This is a genomic window from Vibrio sp. ZF57 (assembly GCF_001691235.1).
In the GTDB taxonomy this organism is placed as follows: domain Bacteria; phylum Pseudomonadota; class Gammaproteobacteria; order Enterobacterales; family Vibrionaceae; genus Vibrio; species Vibrio crassostreae_C.
In genome coordinates, this window is the sequence record NZ_MAKD01000024.1 from 1 (window position 1) to 18,138 (window position 18,138).

The following is an 18,138-nucleotide window of genomic DNA, read 5'->3' on the forward strand; positions in this document are numbered from 1 at the left end:
AGATGACGCTGCGGGTCTACAAATCTCGAACCGTTTGAACGTTCAAAGTCGTGGTCTTGATGTTGCTGTACGTAACGCGAACGACGGTATCTCAATTGCACAAACAGCTGAAGGTGCAATGAACGAGACAACGAACATCCTGCAACGTATGCGTGATTTGTCTCTACAATCTTCAAACGGCTCAAACTCAAAATCTGAGCGTGTAGCGATTCAAGAAGAAGTAACAGCGCTGAACGACGAACTGAACCGTATCGCGGAAACGACGTCTTTTGGTGGCAACAAGTTGCTTAACGGTACTCACGGTACTAAATCATTCCAAATCGGTGCAGACAACGGTGAAGCGGTAATGCTTCAACTGAAAGACATGCGCTCTGATAACGCTCAGATGGGTGGTAAGAGCTACCAAACTGAGAACGCGAAAGATAAAGATTGGAACGTTCAAGCAGGCTCTAACGACCTAAAAATGTCGTTCACTGATAACTTCGGTCAAGCACAAGAAATCGACATCAGCGCAAAAGCGGGTGACGACATCGAAGAGCTAGCAACGTACATCAACGGTCAACAAGACTCTGTTAAAGCGTCTGTAACTGAAGACGGTAAGCTACAAATGTTTACTGGTAACAACAAGGTTGAAGGCGAAGTGGCATTCTCTGGCAGCCTGGCTGGCGAACTAGGCATACAACCTGGCAAAGACGTAACGGTTGATACTATCGACGTAACATCAGTTGGCGGCGCACAAGAGTCTGTAGCTATTATCGATGCGGCACTTAAGTATGTAGATAGCCACCGTGCTGAGCTAGGTGCTTTCCAAAACCGTTTCGACCACGCTATCAGCAACTTAGACAACATTAACGAGAACGTTAACGCATCTAAGAGCCGAATTAAAGATACCGACTTCGCGAAAGAAACGACTCAGATGACTAAGTCTCAGATCCTTTCTCAAGCTTCAAGCTCGATTCTTGCTCAAGCGAAGCAAGCACCGAACTCGGCACTTAGCCTACTAGGTTAATCGATTGAAAAGCCACGTTGACTATATGTTGTTCATAGGCGTTAACGTTAGGCTTCCACAAATTAGCTCGTGGTGAGAGATGAGCGCTAAACAGACCCAGCTTCGGCTGGGTTTTTTATTGCCTGTTATTTGGTGAGCGAAGGACGACGATTGGGTGGTATTGATCCATTGTTTACCTGAATCGAAGTCTTTAGTCGTCATCTCAGAATCGAGTCGAGCGAGATATCAGAGAACTGTTGTCTGCCTGAAGTCATCCCCCGTGATTTAACGTGCGGTAGCAGCGCCTAGAATGGCGTTTAACTTGGTTTAATACAAAGTAGGTGTTAGTCGGTAATTAAGGATTGGGATTACTGTGGCTTATTGAGGGATTGTTTACAGCAAGGTGGGAGTAGTAATCAGAACTGTTGTTTAAGGAACTCGAGCAATATAACAGGCACAAAAAACGCCACCCTTAGGTAGCGTTTTAATTAAAGCAGATAAGTAATCGAAATTACTTAGTTACTTTAAGAACTGGAGTTTCGCCAACAGTTACAGAACCAGAAAGCTTGTTCAGCTCCTTGATTTCGTCCATGTTAGAGATAACAACTGGAGTAAGCGTAGATTTTGCTTTCTCTTCTAGAAGCGCTAGGTCGAAAGTGATGATAGTGTCACCAGCTTTAACAGATTGACCTTCTTCAGCTACACGAGTGAAGCCTTCGCCTTTAAGTTCAACAGTATCGATACCGAAGTGAACGAAAAGCTCAACACCGTCGTCAGACTCGATAGAGAATGCGTGGTTAGTTTCGAAGATCTTACCGATAGTACCGTTAACTGGAGCTACCATTTTGTCGCCAGCTGGTTTGATCGCGATGCCGTCACCAACGATTTTTTCAGCGAAAACTACATCTGGCACATCTTCGATGTTTACGATTTCACCAGAAAGAGGTGCGATGATTTCGATTGCACCAGCATCAGCGCTGTCATCAGATACAAGCTTTTTCAGTTTGTCAAACAGACCCATTGTGTCATGCTCCTAACGTTTAGTTTTATTCTGTAGAATATACTATACCAATCTAACAAATTAGACGACTATTTTTAGCCGTCTAACGTTATTAAGCGATTGGCGATTACTGAGTTTTCTCAGCGATGAACTTTTCTACGCAAGCTTCAATTTCAGCAGCTGTTGGTAGAGATAGTGCTTCGTCAGCCATAGCTTTAACTTCAGCGAAGTTAGAGTTACGGATTACTTTCTTAACTTTAGGGATAGAGATACCGCTCATAGAGAACTCATCTAGACCCATACCAAGAAGAAGTAGCGTTGCACGCTCATCACCAGCAAGCTCACCACACATACCAGTCCACTTACCTTCAGCGTGTGATGCGTCGATCACTTGCTTGATTACTGTAAGAACAGCAGGAGATAGTGGGTTGTATAGGTGAGAAATCATTTCGTTACCACGGTCTACCGCAAGAGTGTATTGCGTTAGGTCGTTAGTACCGATAGAGAAGAAAGATACTTCTTTCGCTAGGTGGTGTGCGATTGCAGCAGCTGCTGGAGTCTCAACCATTACGCCGATTTCGATTTCTTCATCGAAAGCTAGGCCTTCAGCGCGAAGTTCAACTTTGTACTCTTCGATTGCTTTTTTCAGTTCACGGATCTCTTCAACAGAAATGATCATTGGGAACATGATACGTAGTTTACCGTGTGCAGATGCACGTAAGATGCCACGTAGTTGGTCACGTAGGATTTCACGACGATCCAAGCTGATACGTACTGCACGCCAGCCTAGGAACGGGTTCATCTCTTGTGGAAGGTCCATGTATGGTAGGTCTTTGTCGCCACCGATATCCATAGTACGGATAATCACTGACTCGCCTTCCATTGCTTCTGCTACTTCTTTGTAAGCAACGTATTGCTCTTCTTCAGTAGGAAGCGCGTCACGGTCCATAAATAGGAATTCAGTACGGTACAGACCAACGCCTTCACCGCCGTTACGCAGGATACCGTCACAGTCTTTTACTGTACCGATGTTGCCACAAACTTCTACACGGTGACCGTCTAGAGTTTCAGCGTGTAAATCTTTTAGTTTTGCTAGTTCAGCCGCTTCTGCTTCGAAATCTGCTTTGATTTTCTTAGCTTCTGCTAGTTCAGCTTCAGAAGGGTTGATGATGATCTTGTTGTTCATCGCGTCTAGCACAAGCATGTCGCCGTTCTTAACTTGCTTAGTGATATCGTTAGTACCAACGATAGCTGGAAGCTCAAGAGAACGTGCCATGATTGAAGTATGAGATGTACGACCGCCGATGTCACAAGCGAAACCAAGAACGTAGTCTAGGTTGATTTGTGCAGTTTCAGATGGCGTTAGGTCGTAAGCTACTAGGATAACTTCTTCATTGATATCTGCTAGAGATACAATGTTGATGCCTAGAGCATTTTTAACGAAACGAGTACCGATATCACGGATATCAGTTGCACGTTCTTTTAGGTACTCATCATCAAGAGACTCTAGTGCAACAGCTTGCTCTTCGATCACAGTGTGGATCGCGTTGTCTGCGTGCATCTTGTCTTTCTTGATGAGTGCTAAAATCTCTTCTTCTAGCTCTTCATCTTCAAGCAGCATGATGTGGCCTTCAAAGATTGCTTCTTTTTCTTCGCCAAAAGTTTCAAGTGCTTTTTGCTTAACAACTTCAAGTTGTTGAGAAGATTTGTTACGAGCGTCAAAGAAACGCTGTACTTCTGCTTCAACTTGGTCGTCAGAGATAGATTGAGTGTTTAGGACAATTTCATCTTCTTGAAGTAGTAGTGCTTTACCGAAAGCAATACCAGGAGATGCTAGGATGCCTGAAATCATAGCCTTACCTTAGTTGTTCAACTGTAAACGGGAGAGTGTGTGACTTTAAGTCGTCGACTAATGTCGCGCTTATTCCTATCTATTTCGAACAAAGCCACTTTGCTATGCAAAATGGCTTTGAAAGAAGGAGACCGTATTAGTGTAGTTGATCCATAAGAGCAACTAGGTGGTCTACTGCTTGCTGAGCTTGAGGACCTTCAGCTGAAATAGTAACGTTAGTACCTTTTACTAGGCCTAAAGTTTGTAGTTTGAACAGGCTTTTCGCGCTAGCGCTTTTGCCGTTAGAAGTCACTGTGATGTCAGCGTCGAAAGATTTTGCTTCTTTAACGAACTGTGCAGCTGGACGAGTGTGAAGACCGTTTTCTGCTGTGATTTCTACTTGCTTCTCGTACATTTTATATACCCCAATTAATTTATTTTTTGTAAGTTTGTAACCAGATTAGCTTAACTGCTTTAGCCCAAATGCGCTAGAGGCTAGTACGCCATGTTCGTGTTAGAACTTAGACTGGTTATAAATTTTTATCCAGCCATGGTCGTCTTTTGCTGAGTACTCATGACTTTCAGAATTTGTTTATTGCTTCTTTTATTTTGAAGCGAAAAATAAAACAGACCCGATATTACCAAAGGTGGGGCAGGGATCAACAAAAAAGCCCCTAAACGGGGCTTTTTTGGACGAAAAATTGATTTGACCACATATTATTGTTGGTTCTCTTTTTCCGTAAAGATGCCAGCAAATAGGGCTGTGCTTAGGTAACGCTCACCAGAGCTTGGTAGTACAGTAACGATAGTTTTTCCTGCAAATTCAGGTAGTTCGGCGATTCTGTTTGCTGCTACAACTGCCGCGCCAGATGAGATGCCTGCAAGAATACCTTCTTCTTTCATTAGGCGTTGAGCCATCTCAATCGCTTCTTCAGAAGTTACCGATTCAACACGGTCAATAATCTCTAAATCTAGGTTTCCAGGGATGAAACCTGCACCGATACCTTGAATTTTGTGTGGAGCTGGTTTGATTTCTTCACCTGCAAGTGCCTGTGCAATCACTGGAGACTCTGCTGGTTCAACCGCTACTGAAGTGATCGCTTTGCCTTTTTCACCTTTAATGTAACGACTTGTACCTGTGATAGTACCGCCCGTACCAACACCCGCTACAAACACGTCGATTTCGCCGTCTGTTGCTTCCCAAATTTCAGGACCAGTCGTTTGCTCGTGAATTTGTGGGTTGGCTGGGTTGTTGAACTGTTGAAGTAGTAGGTACTTGTCTGGGTCTGAAGCAACAATCTCTTCTGCTTTAGCAATCGCACCGTTCATACCTTTTGGTGCTTCAGTCAGCACTAGGTTTGCGCCAAGCGCTTTAAGCAGCTTACGACGTTCTAGGCTCATTGATTCAGGCATAGTTAGCGTTAGTTTGTAACCGCGTGCTGCTGCTACGAATGCAAGTGCAACACCTGTGTTACCACTGGTAGGTTCAACAAGCTCGATACCTGGCTTAAGCGTACCCGCTTTTTCTGCTTCCCAGATCATGTTTGAACCGATACGACATTTAACACTGAAGCTTGGGTTACGAGCTTCGATCTTAGCTAGGACGTTACCTTTGCTTACTTTGTTAAGGCGGACTAGAGGTGTGTTACCAATCGTTAGGGTGTTGTCTTCGTAGATCTTGCTCATGCGATATTCCTTCATTTAATGACAGAACTAAACGTAGTATATCAATCACTTTACCGTCTAGTGTCTTACGATGTTTATTCAGCTTGAATTTAGATTAAACAAGTTGAAAAAAAGGTAAAAGGATTAAAAAGTTATATCATATAGATATGTAGCAGAATTCACGCCTATCTTTATTGAAATCAGAACTTCAAAAAGATAGGCGAAACTAGGAAGTATAGGCGGGGTAATAGACGAGAATTATAGACGAGAACGCAGAGCTTGGTCTTTAAACTCAGCAACCCACATTGCCGTCGCGCCGCAAACGGCAACGGGCATTACGATCAGGTTTAGAATTGGAATTGTGGTGAACACAGAAACAAGCGCGCCAAAGCTGTAGCTCTTGCCTTGTTTTTGTTTCAAATTGTTTCTCATGTCATCAAATTTGATTTTATGGTTATCGAACGGGTAGTCGGCGTATTGAATCGCTAACATCCATGCTGTGAAAATGAACCATAAAAACGGAGCAACGGTTTGCCCTAGTGCTGGAATTAACAAAAGTAGGAATAAACCGATCGCTTTTGGCAGAATGTAGACAAGCTTGCGCCATTCTCTCGCTAATATACGTGGGGTATCTTTGAGGACATCAAGTAAACCATCGTCATTAACTTTTTTACCGCTCAACAACTCTTCAACTTTTTCCGCGAGTAAACCGTTGAACGGTGCGGCAATGAAGTTAGCGAGCGTGCTAAAGAAATACGAGAATGTGGCCAAGACGGTTAACACAAGTAATGGCCATAAAATGTATGACAACCACGACAAGAAACTTGGCAATGCACCAATCCAACCTTCAATCCAAGTGTTTAGGTTGGAGAAGATATAAAACAAGGCACCACCAACGAGTAACACGTTCGCGATAAGTGGCATTAGTACAAACTTACGAATGCTCGGTGATAAAGCGATTTTTATTCCGAAAATAAAATAGCCAAAGCCGGAGCGGGGAACAGATTCAATAGTCATATTTAAATTAGGTCACATGTGAATTTGGTTAAATAGCAAACATGTCTAGTGTACTCGACCGAAATTAAGAAAAAAAGCGTGGTGAAAATCACACCATGTAAGGAACTAATTGTATTAAGTTGTTCTAAAACAGTGGCTACTTTTGATAGAGTAGTGAGATTAGCCAAATTAACCCAACTTAGTGACAGCGTGTTTATAGCTAGTTGACTAAGAAAGCTGAGAGCGAAAAATGCAGGAATTGCGATTTGTACTCATTATTGTTGGCGCATTAGCTATCGCCGCATTATTGTTCCATGGTCTATGGACGAGTAAAAAAGAAGGGAAAGCAAAGTTTGGAGATAAGCCGCTCGGTAAGCTTGATAACGACAGCTTAGATGAAGCCGAAACTATTCCAAATCGTTCATTCGCCCCAGAAGATGATTTTGAGATAATCCGAAAAGAACGTAAAGAGCCGGATTTTGCTGTTTCACCCTCTGAGACTGATCCGCTGATCGACTCAGATCCGCTAACAGCGCCACAAGCGAAAGAAGCTTACGAAGATGATATCGAATTAAATGATCTTCCTTCTTTCAGCGTAGAAGACCCAATTAAGGTTGAAAGTGAACCTGAAGTGATTGAGGAAGAGAAGGACGTTGAGCCTGAAGTTCCAAGCTTTGAGTTGACTGACGAGCAAAAAGAAAACCATGCCGGCTTTAAAGTGCAGTACGGTTCGTTTGAAGAGCCTTCTGAAACAGTTGATGAGCCAGTCGTTCCAAACGAAACGCTTACTCAAAGAGAGCCCGTTGTTGCGAAAGAAGTCGTGACTCCGCAAAGTGCGACTGTTGAAGAAGCAAAACCAGATGAAGAACTTGGTTTAGAAGTGATCGTTCTTAATGTTCACTGTGCTGGAGAGATCCCATTCGTTGGGACTGAACTTTTCCGCAGCATGGAGAACAACGGTTTAACTTATGGTGAGATGTCTATTTACCACTGCTTTGCACAATCTACAGATGCACCAAAGGTTATTTTCAGCGTTGCAAACATGATGCAGCCAGGAACGCTAGAACATGATGATCCTGCTGACTTCACGACTAAAGGTATTTCGTTCTTTATGACGTTGCCTTGTTATGGTCAAGCTGATCAAAACTTCAATGTGATGCTGAGTGCGGCGCAGAAAATTGCTGACGATATGGGCGGAAACGTGTTGGATGAGTCACGCAACTTAATGACACCAAACCGTTTATCTGACTACCGCAAGCAAATCAGAGACTTTATGACGGCATCGAATGCCTAGCCGTATTGTTTAGCCTTGTAAATAATCTATATTTATAGAAAAGGGCTCCTAAGGGAGCCCTTTTTGATATTTCAATCACGATAGAGAATGATATGAAAGAATCGATTCAAGTTACCTTAGAGCAGTTAAGAGAAACTCTGCATTATCACGCCGTTCGTTATTACGTAGAAGATAGCCCTGAGATCCCTGATGTCGAGTACGATCGATTAATGCAGCAATTGCTAAAGATCGAAGAAGAGAACCCGGAACTAGTGACGGTAGATTCTCCGAGCCAACGTGTTGGTGGTCAGCCTCTCGATGGTTTCACTCAAGTGACTCATGAGATCCCAATGCTTTCTCTGGACAATGCTTTCTCTGATGAAGATTTGGATGCGTTCAATAAGCGAATGTCTGATAGAGCGCCAACCGCTAACCTCAAGACTTTCTGTTGTGAACCTAAGCTTGATGGCCTTGCAGTTAGCCTACTCTATGTGAATGGTATTTTAGTTCAGGCTGCGACACGTGGTGACGGTGCGACGGGTGAAAACATCACTGAAAACGTGCGTACGATCAGCTCTATCCCACTTAAGTTACAAGGTGAAGGCTGGCCGCAGCGTATTGAAGTTCGTGGCGAAGTGTTTATGCCAAAAGCGGGTTTCGATAAGTTGAATGAGATGGCGTTGAAGAAAGGCGAGAAAGTATTTGTTAACCCACGTAATGCCGCCGCAGGTAGCCTGCGTCAGCTTGATTCTCGTATTACTGCGAAACGTCCGCTAGCTTTCTACGCATACAGTGTCGGTGTTGTACAAGGCGCTGAGCTATCAAATAGTCACTACCAACGCTTTTTACAGCTTAAAGGTTGGGGCTTACCTATGTGCCCCGAGACTAAGCAACTGAGCTCTCTCGAAGACGTGAAAGCCTATTACCAAGATATTATGACTCGTCGTGATGCTCTGGCTTACGAGATTGATGGCGTTGTTATCAAAGTCGACGATATCGCGGCTCAAGAAGTACTTGGCTTTGTTGCACGAGCGCCACGTTGGGCAATTGCTTATAAGTTCCCAGCTCAAGAAGAGATTACACTGCTCAATGACGTTGAATTTCAGGTGGGCCGTACTGGCGCTATTACGCCGGTTGCTAAACTTGAACCTATCTTCGTTGGTGGCGTGACAGTCAGCAATGCCACTTTACACAATGCCGATGAGATTGCGCGTTTAGGCGTGAAGGTAGGCGACAGCGTTATTATTCGCCGTGCAGGTGATGTTATTCCGCAAATTGTGGCTGTTGTACTAGATCGTCGCCCTGGAACGGCTAGAGACATTGTTTTCCCTGATGCTTGCCCTGTATGTAACTCTGCAGTAGAACGCGTTGAAGGCGAGGCTGTAGCGCGTTGTACAGGCGGTTTGGTGTGTCAGGCTCAACGTAAAGAAGCGCTTAAGCACTTTGTGTCGAGAAAGGCATTGGATGTTGATGGTCTTGGCGTAAAGGTGATAGAGCAGCTTGTAGACCGTGAAATGGTAGAAACGCCCGCTGACTTGTTCAAGCTCAGCGCGGGAGTGATTACAGTTCTTGACCGCATGGGGCCAAAATCGGCGCAAAATGTAGTTAGTGCACTTAATAAAGCCAAAGACACAACATTGGCACGTTTCCTCTATTCACTCGGTATTCGTGAAGTCGGTGAGGCGACAGCGATGAACTTAGCGCAACACTTTAAGACGTTGGAACTGGTTCAAGCAGCTACTCATGAACAATTAGTTGAAGTGTCAGATATTGGTGACATCGTTGCTAGCCATATCACCAGCTTCTTCTCACAAGAGAAAAACAGAGCGGTCGTCGATCAGCTGATAGAGCTAGGTGTGAATTGGCCAATCATCAAAGAAGCTGCCGATGACCAAGAGCTACCATTAGAAGGTAAAGTCGTTGTGTTAACAGGCTCATTGTCGCAATTAGGTCGAAGTGAAGCTAAAGCTGCGTTACAAGCATTAGGTGCGAAAGTGACGGGTAGCGTATCGAAGAAAACGGACATCTTGTTTGCCGGTGAAGCTGCGGGTTCTAAATTAACTAAAGCACAAGATTTAGGTATCGAAATAAGAACAGAAGAAGATCTAATAGCCCTTATTTCGTAAGTAAATACAGATAAAAAAAGCTCAAAGGCACTCCTTTCAAGGGAGTGCCTTTTTTGTTTCTGATATAAAAATGAGGGCTTTTTAATTGTTGAGAATTTTGTTCCTATACGAACTCTAAAATCAGGACAGTGACGCTGCTCAACATTAATGAAATACCATTGTAGTTGTATCAAAAATGCGAGTCATATCTATTTTTACAAAGTGATAATCACCTCAAGTTGTTGAATTTATTGGTATTGATTTTGTTTTGGTGAGGATTTTTCTATTTATCGATCTGGATCACTAAGTACCTATTAAATTTGCACCAACTCATATTTTTTTAGATGAAAATTAAGTTCTCATTGATCTTTTTGAGGGCGAAGTTAGTCTTAATGCCATGGATGCACATGATGTGTATAACCAGAAAGGAAATAGAGAATTCAGAGTTTAGGGTTCTCAAACAAGAAAAGGTATTTCTCTCTACGGCGGCCAACTTTAGGCGGGGAATATTCAAACAGCTATATCCATTTTTAGGAGTTTTATTCCATGGAAAACAAAATTTTCAAACGTACTCTACTAGGTGCATCCGTTGCACTTTTATCGACAGGCGTAATGGCGAAAGAAGTTGGTATCAACTCTGATTTCAACGTTGACGTATACGGTGTTGCAGCTATCTCTCTAGTTAACTACAACACAACTGACAACAACGACTCTAGTACTGGTTACGCTGTAGAGAATGAATCTCGTATCGGCTTCCGTGCTCATAAAGAGATGTTTGATGACGTATTAATCACAATGCAGATTGAATCTGGCTACGTAGATAGCACAGACTGGGGTCATGGCGGCGTTTCAGGCGGTGTGCTTGGTTTCCGTGATACGTTCGTTGGTGCTTCTGGCTCTTGGGGTAACCTGCGTGTGGGTCGTGTTCTTACTCCACTATACGAAATCGTCGACTGGCCATTCTCTAACCCTGGTCTAGGTTCTGTATTCGATTGGGGCGGCATCAACGGTCACTACGATCGTCAATCTAACCAAGTTCGTTACGATTCAGCTAAATTTGGCGGTTTCTCTTTTGCAGCTTCTGTTGGTCGTGACGATAACGACAACGGTGGTGGTGCAGCAACTCGTGACGCAAACTTTGTTGGCGCAAGTGCTAAGTACAGCTTCGAGAAAGTAACATTAATGGGTGCGGTTGAATCTGGTACTCGTGTCGTTGCCGCGTCTGGTGGTGATTGGTCTTTTGATGAAAACGGTAACCCAGAACAGGCTCCTGAAGTAGCTGGTTACGATGATGATACATTCGCATACATTGTTGGTTTCGAAGCTAGCCTACCAGCAGGTTTCGGTTTCGCTGCAGCATATAAAGGCGAAGAGCTAGATAACAGCATCCGCAAAGTAACTCAAGATTCTTACTCTATCATCGGTCAATACTGGAATGGTCCAATCGGTTTCAAACTAGGCTACGCAGCTAACCTTGAGTCTGAAACAAACGGTAAGAAAGACGCTAACTCAGACAGCAACACTATTTCTGGTCAGTTAATGGCTGTTCATGACGGTTTCGTACCTTACCTACGTGTAGCGGGTCGTACTGTTGGTGACGCTGATACAGATATCGTAACTCGCGTTGGTCTTGAATACGGTTTCTAAGCTAGAATCTTTAGCTTAAACAGTTAGATAAAAATCAAAACGCTGGTAAATTTTGTTTGCCAGCGTTTTTCCATAGTGAACATAAGGAATTAGTCATAATGAATAAAGTTAGTGTAGTCGTATTATCATTATTTTTGGGAGCTTGTAGTTCACTCGATTCACAAAGTAATTTTGTAGACTCAGTTGCAGATGTACAGCCAAAAGGTGGCTACATTCAAGTGACTGGGCAATCTTATGTAGCGGAAAGTAAAGCGAATGTCGGGGCAGACATCCTGAAATCGTCACTCTACTTTACATACAACAAAGAAATAACGCAGAATTCGGCTCCAGAATCTTCCATTACCATGGATGTAAGCTATTTCCAGAGCTATAAAGAATACGAAACCGTTAGCTTTTTTGGTAAGACGATAGACCTTGAAGAGAGACAACTTCCAAGAGAGAGCTGCAGCGAACACTGCACAAAGACTCAGTATATTAAATTTCCATTGAGCGAAGCTGACATCCAGCAAGCAAGAAAAAAGAATTTAGAATTTACACTTGATGGACAAAACTCAGTGATGAGTACAACTTTCATTGTGCCGAAAGCGTATATCGACACAATTTATAACGGTGCAAATAATCATACGGCTATCGCTGTTGCTCCGGTTGCGGTACCTGTTGCGGCTGTAGTTGCTGAAGAACCAAAAGCGTCTCAAGCTCAAGAGATGGTTAATTACTGGTATGGTCAAGCGACAAAAGAAGAGCAAGCTGCTGTGACTGATTGGGCATTCAAGAATCGTAAAAACGCTACCCCAACATCACTAGAAGGCTCAAAAGAAATCGAAATGGTTTCATATTGGTTCAATAAGCTAAACAGCGAAGAAAAATCTCAAACTATGATTTGGCTATTAGAGCAAGAGTAGGCTTCTAACGTAAGTCTCTAGCTATGTTTTTCAACCGCAGTATTGTATAACAGCAGTACTGCGGTTTTTCATTTTAGGCTTACAGGTAAGATTGTGAATATTGGTGAAGTAGCGAAGCGTGTTGGTACAACAGCGAAATCCATTCGTTTTTACGAAAGTAAAGGCATGATGAGCCCACCGCACCGATCAGAAAATGGTTACAGGCAATATGGCGAGATTCATATCGAACAGTTAGAGTTCGTTTTGAGAGCTAAAATGGTTGGTTTCACTCTCGATGAGTGTAAGTCACTGGTTGAGTTGGCAATGAATCCCAACAGACAAAGCTACGAAGTAAAGAAGAAGGCTACTCAGAAGTTAGATGAAATAGAGTTGAAGCTTGCGGAGTTAAACAAGATGAAGGTGCAGCTACAATCTTGGGTACATGACTGCCCTGGAGATACTTCAACGGAATGTCCTATCTTGAATAATCTATCTGGCCGCAGTTAGGTTATTCCAGTTCTAAATAATCGTCAGGCAGCAATTTCATTACTAGCCTGACTTTAATCACCTATCACAGCACCTATCACAGCACCTTTCCGCCGTAATGTTTACAGATCAACAGTGGTACATGAGTGACTGCGTTACCATCTGAACACTTAACGATAGGCCCCATGTTTCCGTTACCAGGAGACTGACTGCTCGCTAGAGCGCTTCCAAATGACAAGCTGAAAATAGCCGTTAGAATTATTAAAAAATGTCTCATACAAACTCCATTAGGTTTATCTCTAATTGAGATAATTGAAAGTATGGACAAGGAAAAGAAAATTTCAAAAATTGGACGGACTTAACATTTTTAATGATTATAAATAAGCGAGAGTAAGGTTAACTATTCATATATATATTGGGTAAGAAATCTGGCTTTCTTATACCTTTTTAGCTCAATCAAACTTTTTAGCTTTACGAAATAAGAACTTATTTTTTTTTCAATTCAATCTATCGCAATGATAATTCGAATATTATTAAGGTTCAAAAATAGAAAAAGCCTGCATTTATTGAAAATGCAGGCTTCATATAGCTCTTGTTTATAAAGGTTCTATTATTAGAACGATTCCGTCTAAAGCGACAATCTTAATTTCGGTTCCAGATGGAATATCTTGACTGGCCTTTGCTGACCAAGAAGAGTCACCGAACTTAATTCGACAGCTACCTTTCTTTACGTCTTCACTTAAAATAACGGTTTGACCTACCAATTGCTTTTCTCTTTGGTTTAACTCTCGCCCTGCATCCGATTGCTTGTCATTCGAGAGTTGTCTTCTCCACCACAACCAAGTGGTAATAAGAGAGAAGCTAGCAAAGGACAGCCATTGCATCTGCCAACCAATTGGTAATGCTCCTAATAGGGCACCGACCAGCATGGCAGATATGCCTATCCATAAAAAGTAACCAGCGGTTCCAATTAGCTCAAGCGCTAACAATGCTAGACCAAACGCTAACCAATGCCAGTGGTTTACTTGTTCTAGTAATTCGACCATAAGTTAGTCCTTACTACCTTTGTCATTCTTATGTGCAAACATCTCCGCGATACCCGCTACAGAACCCATAAGGCCAGTTGCTTCGAGTGGTAGCATGATGATCTTGCCGTTTTCAGCTTGGCCTATAGATTTCAATGCGTCGGTGTAACCTTGTGCAATGAAGTAATTGACCGCTTGCATGTCACCTTGAGCAATTGCCGTTGATACCATTTCTGTCGCTTTAGCTTCTGCTTCTGCGGCACGCTCACGGGCTTCTGCTTGCAATATTGCCGCTTGCTTCTCACCTTCTGCTTTCAGGATCTCTGATTGCTTGTGGCCTTCTGCTTTCAAGATCTCAGCTTGTCGTACACCTTCTGCTTCTAAGATATCAGCACGTTTATTACGCTCGGCTTTCATCTGGGCATTCATCGCAGCAGTAAGGTCTGCTGGTGGCTGTACGTCTTTAATTTCGATACGGGTGACTTTTACGCCCCAAGGGTTTGTCGCTTCATCAACGATGTTCAGTAGCTTGGTATTGATCATGTCACGCTGACTCAGCATCTCATCCAGTTCCATCGAGCCAAGCACAGTACGGATATTGGTGAGGGTTAAGTTACGGATCGCATGTTCAAGGTCATTCACTTCATAAGCTGCCTTAGGCGCGTCGATAACTTGAACAAAACAAACCGCATCGATAACCACATTTGCATTATCTTTGGAGATGACTTCTTGTGCTGGGATGTCGAGAACACGCTCCATCATGCTGATGCGCTGTCCAACTTTATCAATAAATGGAATGATTAAGTTAAGACCCGGTTTAAGGGTGTGTGTGTATCGCCCGAAGCGTTCAACGGTCCAGTTGTTGCCTTGTGGAACGGTTTTTACGCCAGCGAAGATAAATAACAGTGCGACGGCAGTAAAGACGCCGATAGTAATCAAGGTATCAATAGGCATACAAAATCCTTTGCAAGTTTGAGTTTTTGATAGTTCAGTATTGATACTGGCTCATATTTAAATTCTGAGCAAATTTATAAACGAGAAATGGGCCATAAAGTATTGATTTTATGGCCCATTTTACATTCTATTATGCGATAAACTAATTGATTGAATTGTCAATTTTCGATGTTTAATCTACGGCTTTTTAGGTTTAACTAGTAAAGCAGAGAGTACAGTTGTCGACGGTACTTACTGGCAACTGGGTTACCTTGTCCAAGCGCACTCAAGATGTCCATGAACTCTTTCTTCATGTCACCATCGAGAGCATTAAGATTTTTGGCTAGGAAAGACCATAATAGATCCATAGCTTCTTCACTGCGGTTCACTTGGTGATATTGCAATGCTAATTCAGATGCTGTTTTAGCGTCGCTCGGATTTTGCTGAAGAGCGGCTTCTAATGCTTGTATTTCAGGGCTGTCTGCTACTTGTTTATGAAGTTCAAGCTTTGCAACTAAGCCTTTGTAGTAGTTGTCTTGGTACTCAAGAGGGATAGTTGCTAGCTGAGTTTCAGCAAGGTCAAATTGTTGTGTTTCTAACAAACACTCTGCGATCGCCAGTTTTACTTCACCTTTATTCGTCAGCTCTGCTGGAAGTTGCTGCATTGCTGCTAGTGCCTGTGTGTGCTCGCCAGCTTGCATTTGCTCAAGAGCCTGACGCAAAGCAAGTTCATCTTGGCTAGGAAGGTGTTTGCTGAGCATATCGACAATAGCTTCTATGCTTTGAGGGCCACCGAGCCCATCGACTGGCTGACCATTAACAAACAGTGCAATAGTGGGCAGTGCTTGAACACCAAACTGGCTAGCAATAGCTTGCTCTTGTTCGCAATTGAGCAGGGCTAAGGTGAAGGCACCGTTGTATTGCTGAGTTAAAGTTTGCAGTTCAGGAATGACTTGGGCGCTCTCTTGGCTCATTGGTGCCCAAAAATGGATGAGTACAGGGGTCTGCATCGAACCTTCTAATACTTGACGAAAGTTCTGCTCATTAAGTTCAACAATATGCGGAGATTGCATTTACGTTCCTTGAGGTTTGTTTTGTGGATACGTTGCAAATATGGGGGGGTTAGTCGGTAACTTCAAGATCTAACTCGGTTATCTCGGATAAAAAGAACCAAAAATAGAAAAACGCTATGCTTCGATGTTGATAGAGTTGTTATCTCAACATGGAAGGCATAGCGTTATCATCGAGGTAGTCAGTGAGGCGTTGCGTGAGATACTCAAAACAGTATAAACAGCGTAATTGCCAGACCCACACCTACCCAATTAAGGCGGTTTAAAGTCATGAGATTTCCAGAGTAGAACCATCAATTGGGAATAACTGATGGGATAGGATAATCATGACATCTTATTGTTACGGAAAAATTACATCGTTACATTAAAGTTTGCGACTCTGCATTCAAAGTTAGTAATTTATGCAGCTTTTCTCAAAATAGGGTCTAGCAAGCGACTCGGTAGAATCCTTTTCAATACCGCGAACACTTTAGTCGGGGTCGTAACTCGGTATCTTAGCTTGGGTTTGTCGGCGGTGAGAGCATGGAATACCGGCTCAATACAACTTTCTGGAGGCAGGACAAAAGCGTTATTCGATGATTCTTTTTCGAGTCGATCTTTTTGTTGTTGGTAAGCGTCTTGGTGGGCGCTGCCAGAAATGTTGATCCATTTATTGAACGCTTTCAAGGCATTGGTTCTAAATTGAGTCTCAATTGGCCCTGGTTGCAGTAATGAGATCTGTATACCGCTGCCATGCAGTTCTAATCGTAAGGTATCTGTCCAACCCTCAATCGCGAATTTAGAAGCATTATAAGCACCACGATACTTCATGGCTGCAAAACCTAATACGGAACTGTTTTGTACGATTCGACCTTCGCCACGCTCGCGCATGTGCGGAAGGATCTGACAGACGAGATGATGCCAACCAAAGAAGTTGGTTTCGAATTGTTCTCTGAGTCCTTGGGTCGGTAAGTCTTCTAGTGCCCCTGCTTGACCGTAAGCACCGTTATTGAATAATCCATACAATCCATTAGGTGCGAGATCAATAGCAAGCTTGGCGCCATGCTCAATACTTTCTTGGTTGGAAAGATCTAATTGAATACAGGTGAGGCCTTCATCTTGAAGGCGTTGAACATCTTGTGGATCACGACAAGATGCAATGACATGAAAACCACGCTTTTGAAGTGCATGAGCACATGTATAGCCAATACCTGTTGAGCAACCGGTAATCAGAATCGACTTGTTCACACTTAATCCTTTATTAGAGTCTCTATCGCTCTAGGGTAAAGAATTAGTCTTGATGTTGTAACAAGTTTTTTAGTGCTGGCTCGATTCTTGAGTAACTAAAGATGAATCCCATCTCAGTGAGTTTCTTCGGCTTGGAGCGAATGCTGTCAAATAGCAAACAAGATGATTCCCCCATGAGAATCGACATTGCCCATTTCGGCGTGAATAAGAAATGCGGTCGGCCTAATTGTTTCGCTAACGTGCTGCTGAACAGTTTGTTGGTCACAGGGTGAGGGGCACACATATTGAATTCCCCTTGAGCGTGGGGGAGTGACAACAAGTGATTGATGGCTCTCACCATATCGAGAATGTGAATCCATGGCATGTACTGGTCACCTGAACCTAGTGGACCACCGACGCCGAGTTTATAAGGCAATAGCATCTTCTTGAGTGCGCCGCCATTCTCGCCAAGTACAACCCCTGTTCGCAGTAGTATCACGCGTGTGCTTTCTGATTGTGCTCTCTTGGCTATCTCTTCCCAGTGGGCACAGACTTTATGAGGAAAGCTTTCATCTTTTACTTGCAGTGACTCGTCAAATGGGTGCTGCTGTTGATCGCCATAGTAGCCGACGGCTGAACCGCTAATAAAAGCGTGTGGCGGGTTGTTACTGGCATGAATTAATTCGACCAGCTTTTCAGTGATGTGCCAGCGGCTGTTACAGATCCTCTCTTTTTGTTCTGTACTCCAACGCTTATCGGCAATCGGCTCACCCGCGAGGTTGACCACCACATCAAAGTCATTGAGATCACTGAGCTCATCAAGGGATTGAATGTAATGAAGGTTGTTCTGGTTGAGGTGATTTAGGTTTTGCTTCGCATTTTCAGGACTCCGCGTCAGCAATGTCACGTCGTCAGTGTTCCAACTCTTGACCAATTCAGAGCCAATAAATCCAGTACCACCCGTTAACAATATCTTCATACCAATCTCCCTATTAAACATAATTATAGACATGGCTTGTTTTTAGTCGCCAA

General features: G+C 43.2%; 17 protein-coding genes. 6 read left to right on the forward strand and 11 right to left on the reverse strand.

All coding sequences use genetic code 11. From position 1 onward, the window contains the following. On the forward strand, positions 1–1,009 hold a 1,009-nt coding region (locus A6D97_RS03065), incomplete at its 5' end, for a flagellin (RefSeq protein ID WP_065583816.1). Between the two features lie 490 nt (positions 1,010–1,499). Here A6D97_RS03065 and crr read toward each other — a convergent pair. The 5 genes from crr to cysZ form a co-directional block, all read right to left on the reverse strand. Beyond that, positions 1,500–2,009 carry a PTS glucose transporter subunit IIA gene (gene crr / locus A6D97_RS03070; RefSeq protein ID WP_004737851.1) on the reverse strand — a complete coding sequence of 170 codons (510 nt, stop codon included), beginning with the start codon at positions 2,007–2,009 and terminating at the stop codon, positions 1,500–1,502. A gap of 106 nt (positions 2,010–2,115) precedes the next feature. Beyond that, on the reverse strand, positions 2,116–3,840 hold the full coding sequence (gene ptsI / locus A6D97_RS03075) for a phosphoenolpyruvate-protein phosphotransferase PtsI (RefSeq protein ID WP_048660880.1): 1,725 nt from the start codon (positions 3,838–3,840) through the stop codon (positions 2,116–2,118). A gap of 136 nt (positions 3,841–3,976) precedes the next feature. Next, positions 3,977–4,234 carry an HPr family phosphocarrier protein gene (locus A6D97_RS03080; RefSeq protein WP_004734263.1) on the reverse strand — a complete coding sequence of 86 codons (258 nt, stop codon included), beginning with the start codon at positions 4,232–4,234 and terminating at the stop codon, positions 3,977–3,979. A 302-nt stretch (positions 4,235–4,536) separates the two neighbouring features. After that, positions 4,537–5,505: a cysteine synthase A gene (gene cysK / locus A6D97_RS03085; RefSeq protein ID WP_017061934.1), complete on the reverse strand. Its 969-nt coding sequence runs from the start codon at positions 5,503–5,505 to the stop codon at positions 4,537–4,539. A gap of 237 nt (positions 5,506–5,742) precedes the next feature. Continuing rightward, positions 5,743–6,501: a sulfate transporter CysZ gene (gene cysZ, locus A6D97_RS03090; protein ID WP_029235129.1), complete on the reverse strand. Its 759-nt coding sequence runs from the start codon at positions 6,499–6,501 to the stop codon at positions 5,743–5,745. A gap of 229 nt (positions 6,502–6,730) precedes the next feature. Between cysZ and zipA the strand changes: the two genes are divergently transcribed. The 5 genes from zipA (at position 6,731) to cueR (ending at position 12,893) form a co-directional block, all read left to right on the forward strand. Beyond that, a complete protein-coding gene (gene zipA / locus A6D97_RS03095) occupies positions 6,731–7,774 on the forward strand; it encodes a cell division protein ZipA (protein ID WP_065583817.1) in 1,044 nt (347 codons plus the stop codon). A 92-nt stretch (positions 7,775–7,866) separates the two neighbouring features. Next, positions 7,867–9,879, forward strand: coding sequence for an NAD-dependent DNA ligase LigA (ligA, locus tag A6D97_RS03100; RefSeq protein WP_065583818.1), 2,013 nt, complete (start codon positions 7,867–7,869; stop codon positions 9,877–9,879). Between the two features lie 525 nt (positions 9,880–10,404). After that, positions 10,405–11,505: a porin gene (locus A6D97_RS03105; protein WP_065583819.1), complete on the forward strand. Its 1,101-nt coding sequence runs from the start codon at positions 10,405–10,407 to the stop codon at positions 11,503–11,505. A gap of 98 nt (positions 11,506–11,603) precedes the next feature. After that, positions 11,604–12,407, forward strand: coding sequence for a DUF2057 family protein (locus A6D97_RS03110; protein ID WP_065583820.1), 804 nt, complete (start codon positions 11,604–11,606; stop codon positions 12,405–12,407). Positions 12,408–12,500: 93 nt separating this feature from the next. Continuing rightward, positions 12,501–12,893: a Cu(I)-responsive transcriptional regulator gene (gene cueR / locus A6D97_RS03115; RefSeq protein WP_017061928.1), complete on the forward strand. Its 393-nt coding sequence runs from the start codon at positions 12,501–12,503 to the stop codon at positions 12,891–12,893. A 76-nt stretch (positions 12,894–12,969) separates the two neighbouring features. Here cueR and A6D97_RS21395 read toward each other — a convergent pair whose 3' ends face one another. The 6 genes from A6D97_RS21395 to A6D97_RS03140 all read right to left on the reverse strand — a co-directional run bounded on the left by A6D97_RS21395 (position 12,970) and on the right by A6D97_RS03140 (position 18,085). Then, complete coding sequence (locus A6D97_RS21395; protein ID WP_017061927.1) at positions 12,970–13,149, reverse strand: hypothetical protein; 180 nt, start codon at positions 13,147–13,149, stop codon at positions 12,970–12,972. Positions 13,150–13,468: 319 nt separating this feature from the next. Then, on the reverse strand, positions 13,469–13,918 hold the full coding sequence (locus A6D97_RS03120) for an NfeD family protein (RefSeq protein WP_017061926.1): 450 nt from the start codon (positions 13,916–13,918) through the stop codon (positions 13,469–13,471). Positions 13,919–13,921: 3 nt separating this feature from the next. Continuing rightward, positions 13,922–14,851 (reverse strand): SPFH domain-containing protein, encoded by a 930-nt coding sequence (locus A6D97_RS03125; protein WP_017063395.1) that lies wholly within the window; start codon positions 14,849–14,851, stop codon positions 13,922–13,924. Positions 14,852–15,048: 197 nt separating this feature from the next. Further along, positions 15,049–15,903 carry a co-chaperone YbbN gene (locus A6D97_RS03130; RefSeq protein WP_065583821.1) on the reverse strand — a complete coding sequence of 285 codons (855 nt, stop codon included), beginning with the start codon at positions 15,901–15,903 and terminating at the stop codon, positions 15,049–15,051. A gap of 396 nt (positions 15,904–16,299) precedes the next feature. Further along, positions 16,300–17,127, reverse strand: coding sequence for an SDR family oxidoreductase (locus tag A6D97_RS03135; RefSeq protein WP_017061923.1), 828 nt, complete (start codon positions 17,125–17,127; stop codon positions 16,300–16,302). 43 nt (positions 17,128–17,170) lie between these two features. Beyond that, positions 17,171–18,085, reverse strand: a complete 915-nt coding sequence (locus tag A6D97_RS03140; RefSeq protein WP_065583822.1) for a TIGR01777 family oxidoreductase — start codon at positions 18,083–18,085, stop codon at positions 17,171–17,173. Positions 18,086–18,138 lie beyond the last annotated feature (53 nt).

Bases quoted from the DNA above. Each gene is read 5' to 3' on its own strand.
- crr (WP_004737851.1), bottom strand. From the start codon at position 2,009: ATGGGTCTGTTTGACAAACTGAAAAAGCTTGTATCTGATGACAGCGCT.
- ptsI (WP_048660880.1), bottom strand. From the start codon at position 3,840: ATGATTTCAGGCATCCTAGCATCTCCTGGTATTGCTTTCGGTAAAGCA.
- A6D97_RS03080 (WP_004734263.1), bottom strand. From the start codon at position 4,234: ATGTACGAGAAGCAAGTAGAAATCACAGCAGAAAACGGTCTTCACACT.
- cysK (WP_017061934.1), bottom strand. From the start codon at position 5,505: ATGAGCAAGATCTACGAAGACAACACCCTAACGATTGGTAACACACCT.
- cysZ (WP_029235129.1), bottom strand. From the start codon at position 6,501: ATGACTATTGAATCTGTTCCCCGCTCCGGCTTTGGCTATTTTATTTTC.
- zipA (WP_065583817.1), top strand. From the start codon at position 6,731: ATGCAGGAATTGCGATTTGTACTCATTATTGTTGGCGCATTAGCTATC.
- ligA (WP_065583818.1), top strand. From the start codon at position 7,867: ATGAAAGAATCGATTCAAGTTACCTTAGAGCAGTTAAGAGAAACTCTG.
- A6D97_RS03105 (WP_065583819.1), top strand. From the start codon at position 10,405: ATGGAAAACAAAATTTTCAAACGTACTCTACTAGGTGCATCCGTTGCA.
- A6D97_RS03110 (WP_065583820.1), top strand. From the start codon at position 11,604: ATGAATAAAGTTAGTGTAGTCGTATTATCATTATTTTTGGGAGCTTGT.
- A6D97_RS21395 (WP_017061927.1), bottom strand. From the start codon at position 13,149: ATGAGACATTTTTTAATAATTCTAACGGCTATTTTCAGCTTGTCATTT.
- A6D97_RS03120 (WP_017061926.1), bottom strand. From the start codon at position 13,918: ATGGTCGAATTACTAGAACAAGTAAACCACTGGCATTGGTTAGCGTTT.
- A6D97_RS03125 (WP_017063395.1), bottom strand. From the start codon at position 14,851: ATGCCTATTGATACCTTGATTACTATCGGCGTCTTTACTGCCGTCGCA.
- A6D97_RS03130 (WP_065583821.1), bottom strand. From the start codon at position 15,903: ATGCAATCTCCGCATATTGTTGAACTTAATGAGCAGAACTTTCGTCAA.
- A6D97_RS03140 (WP_065583822.1), bottom strand. From the start codon at position 18,085: ATGAAGATATTGTTAACGGGTGGTACTGGATTTATTGGCTCTGAATTG.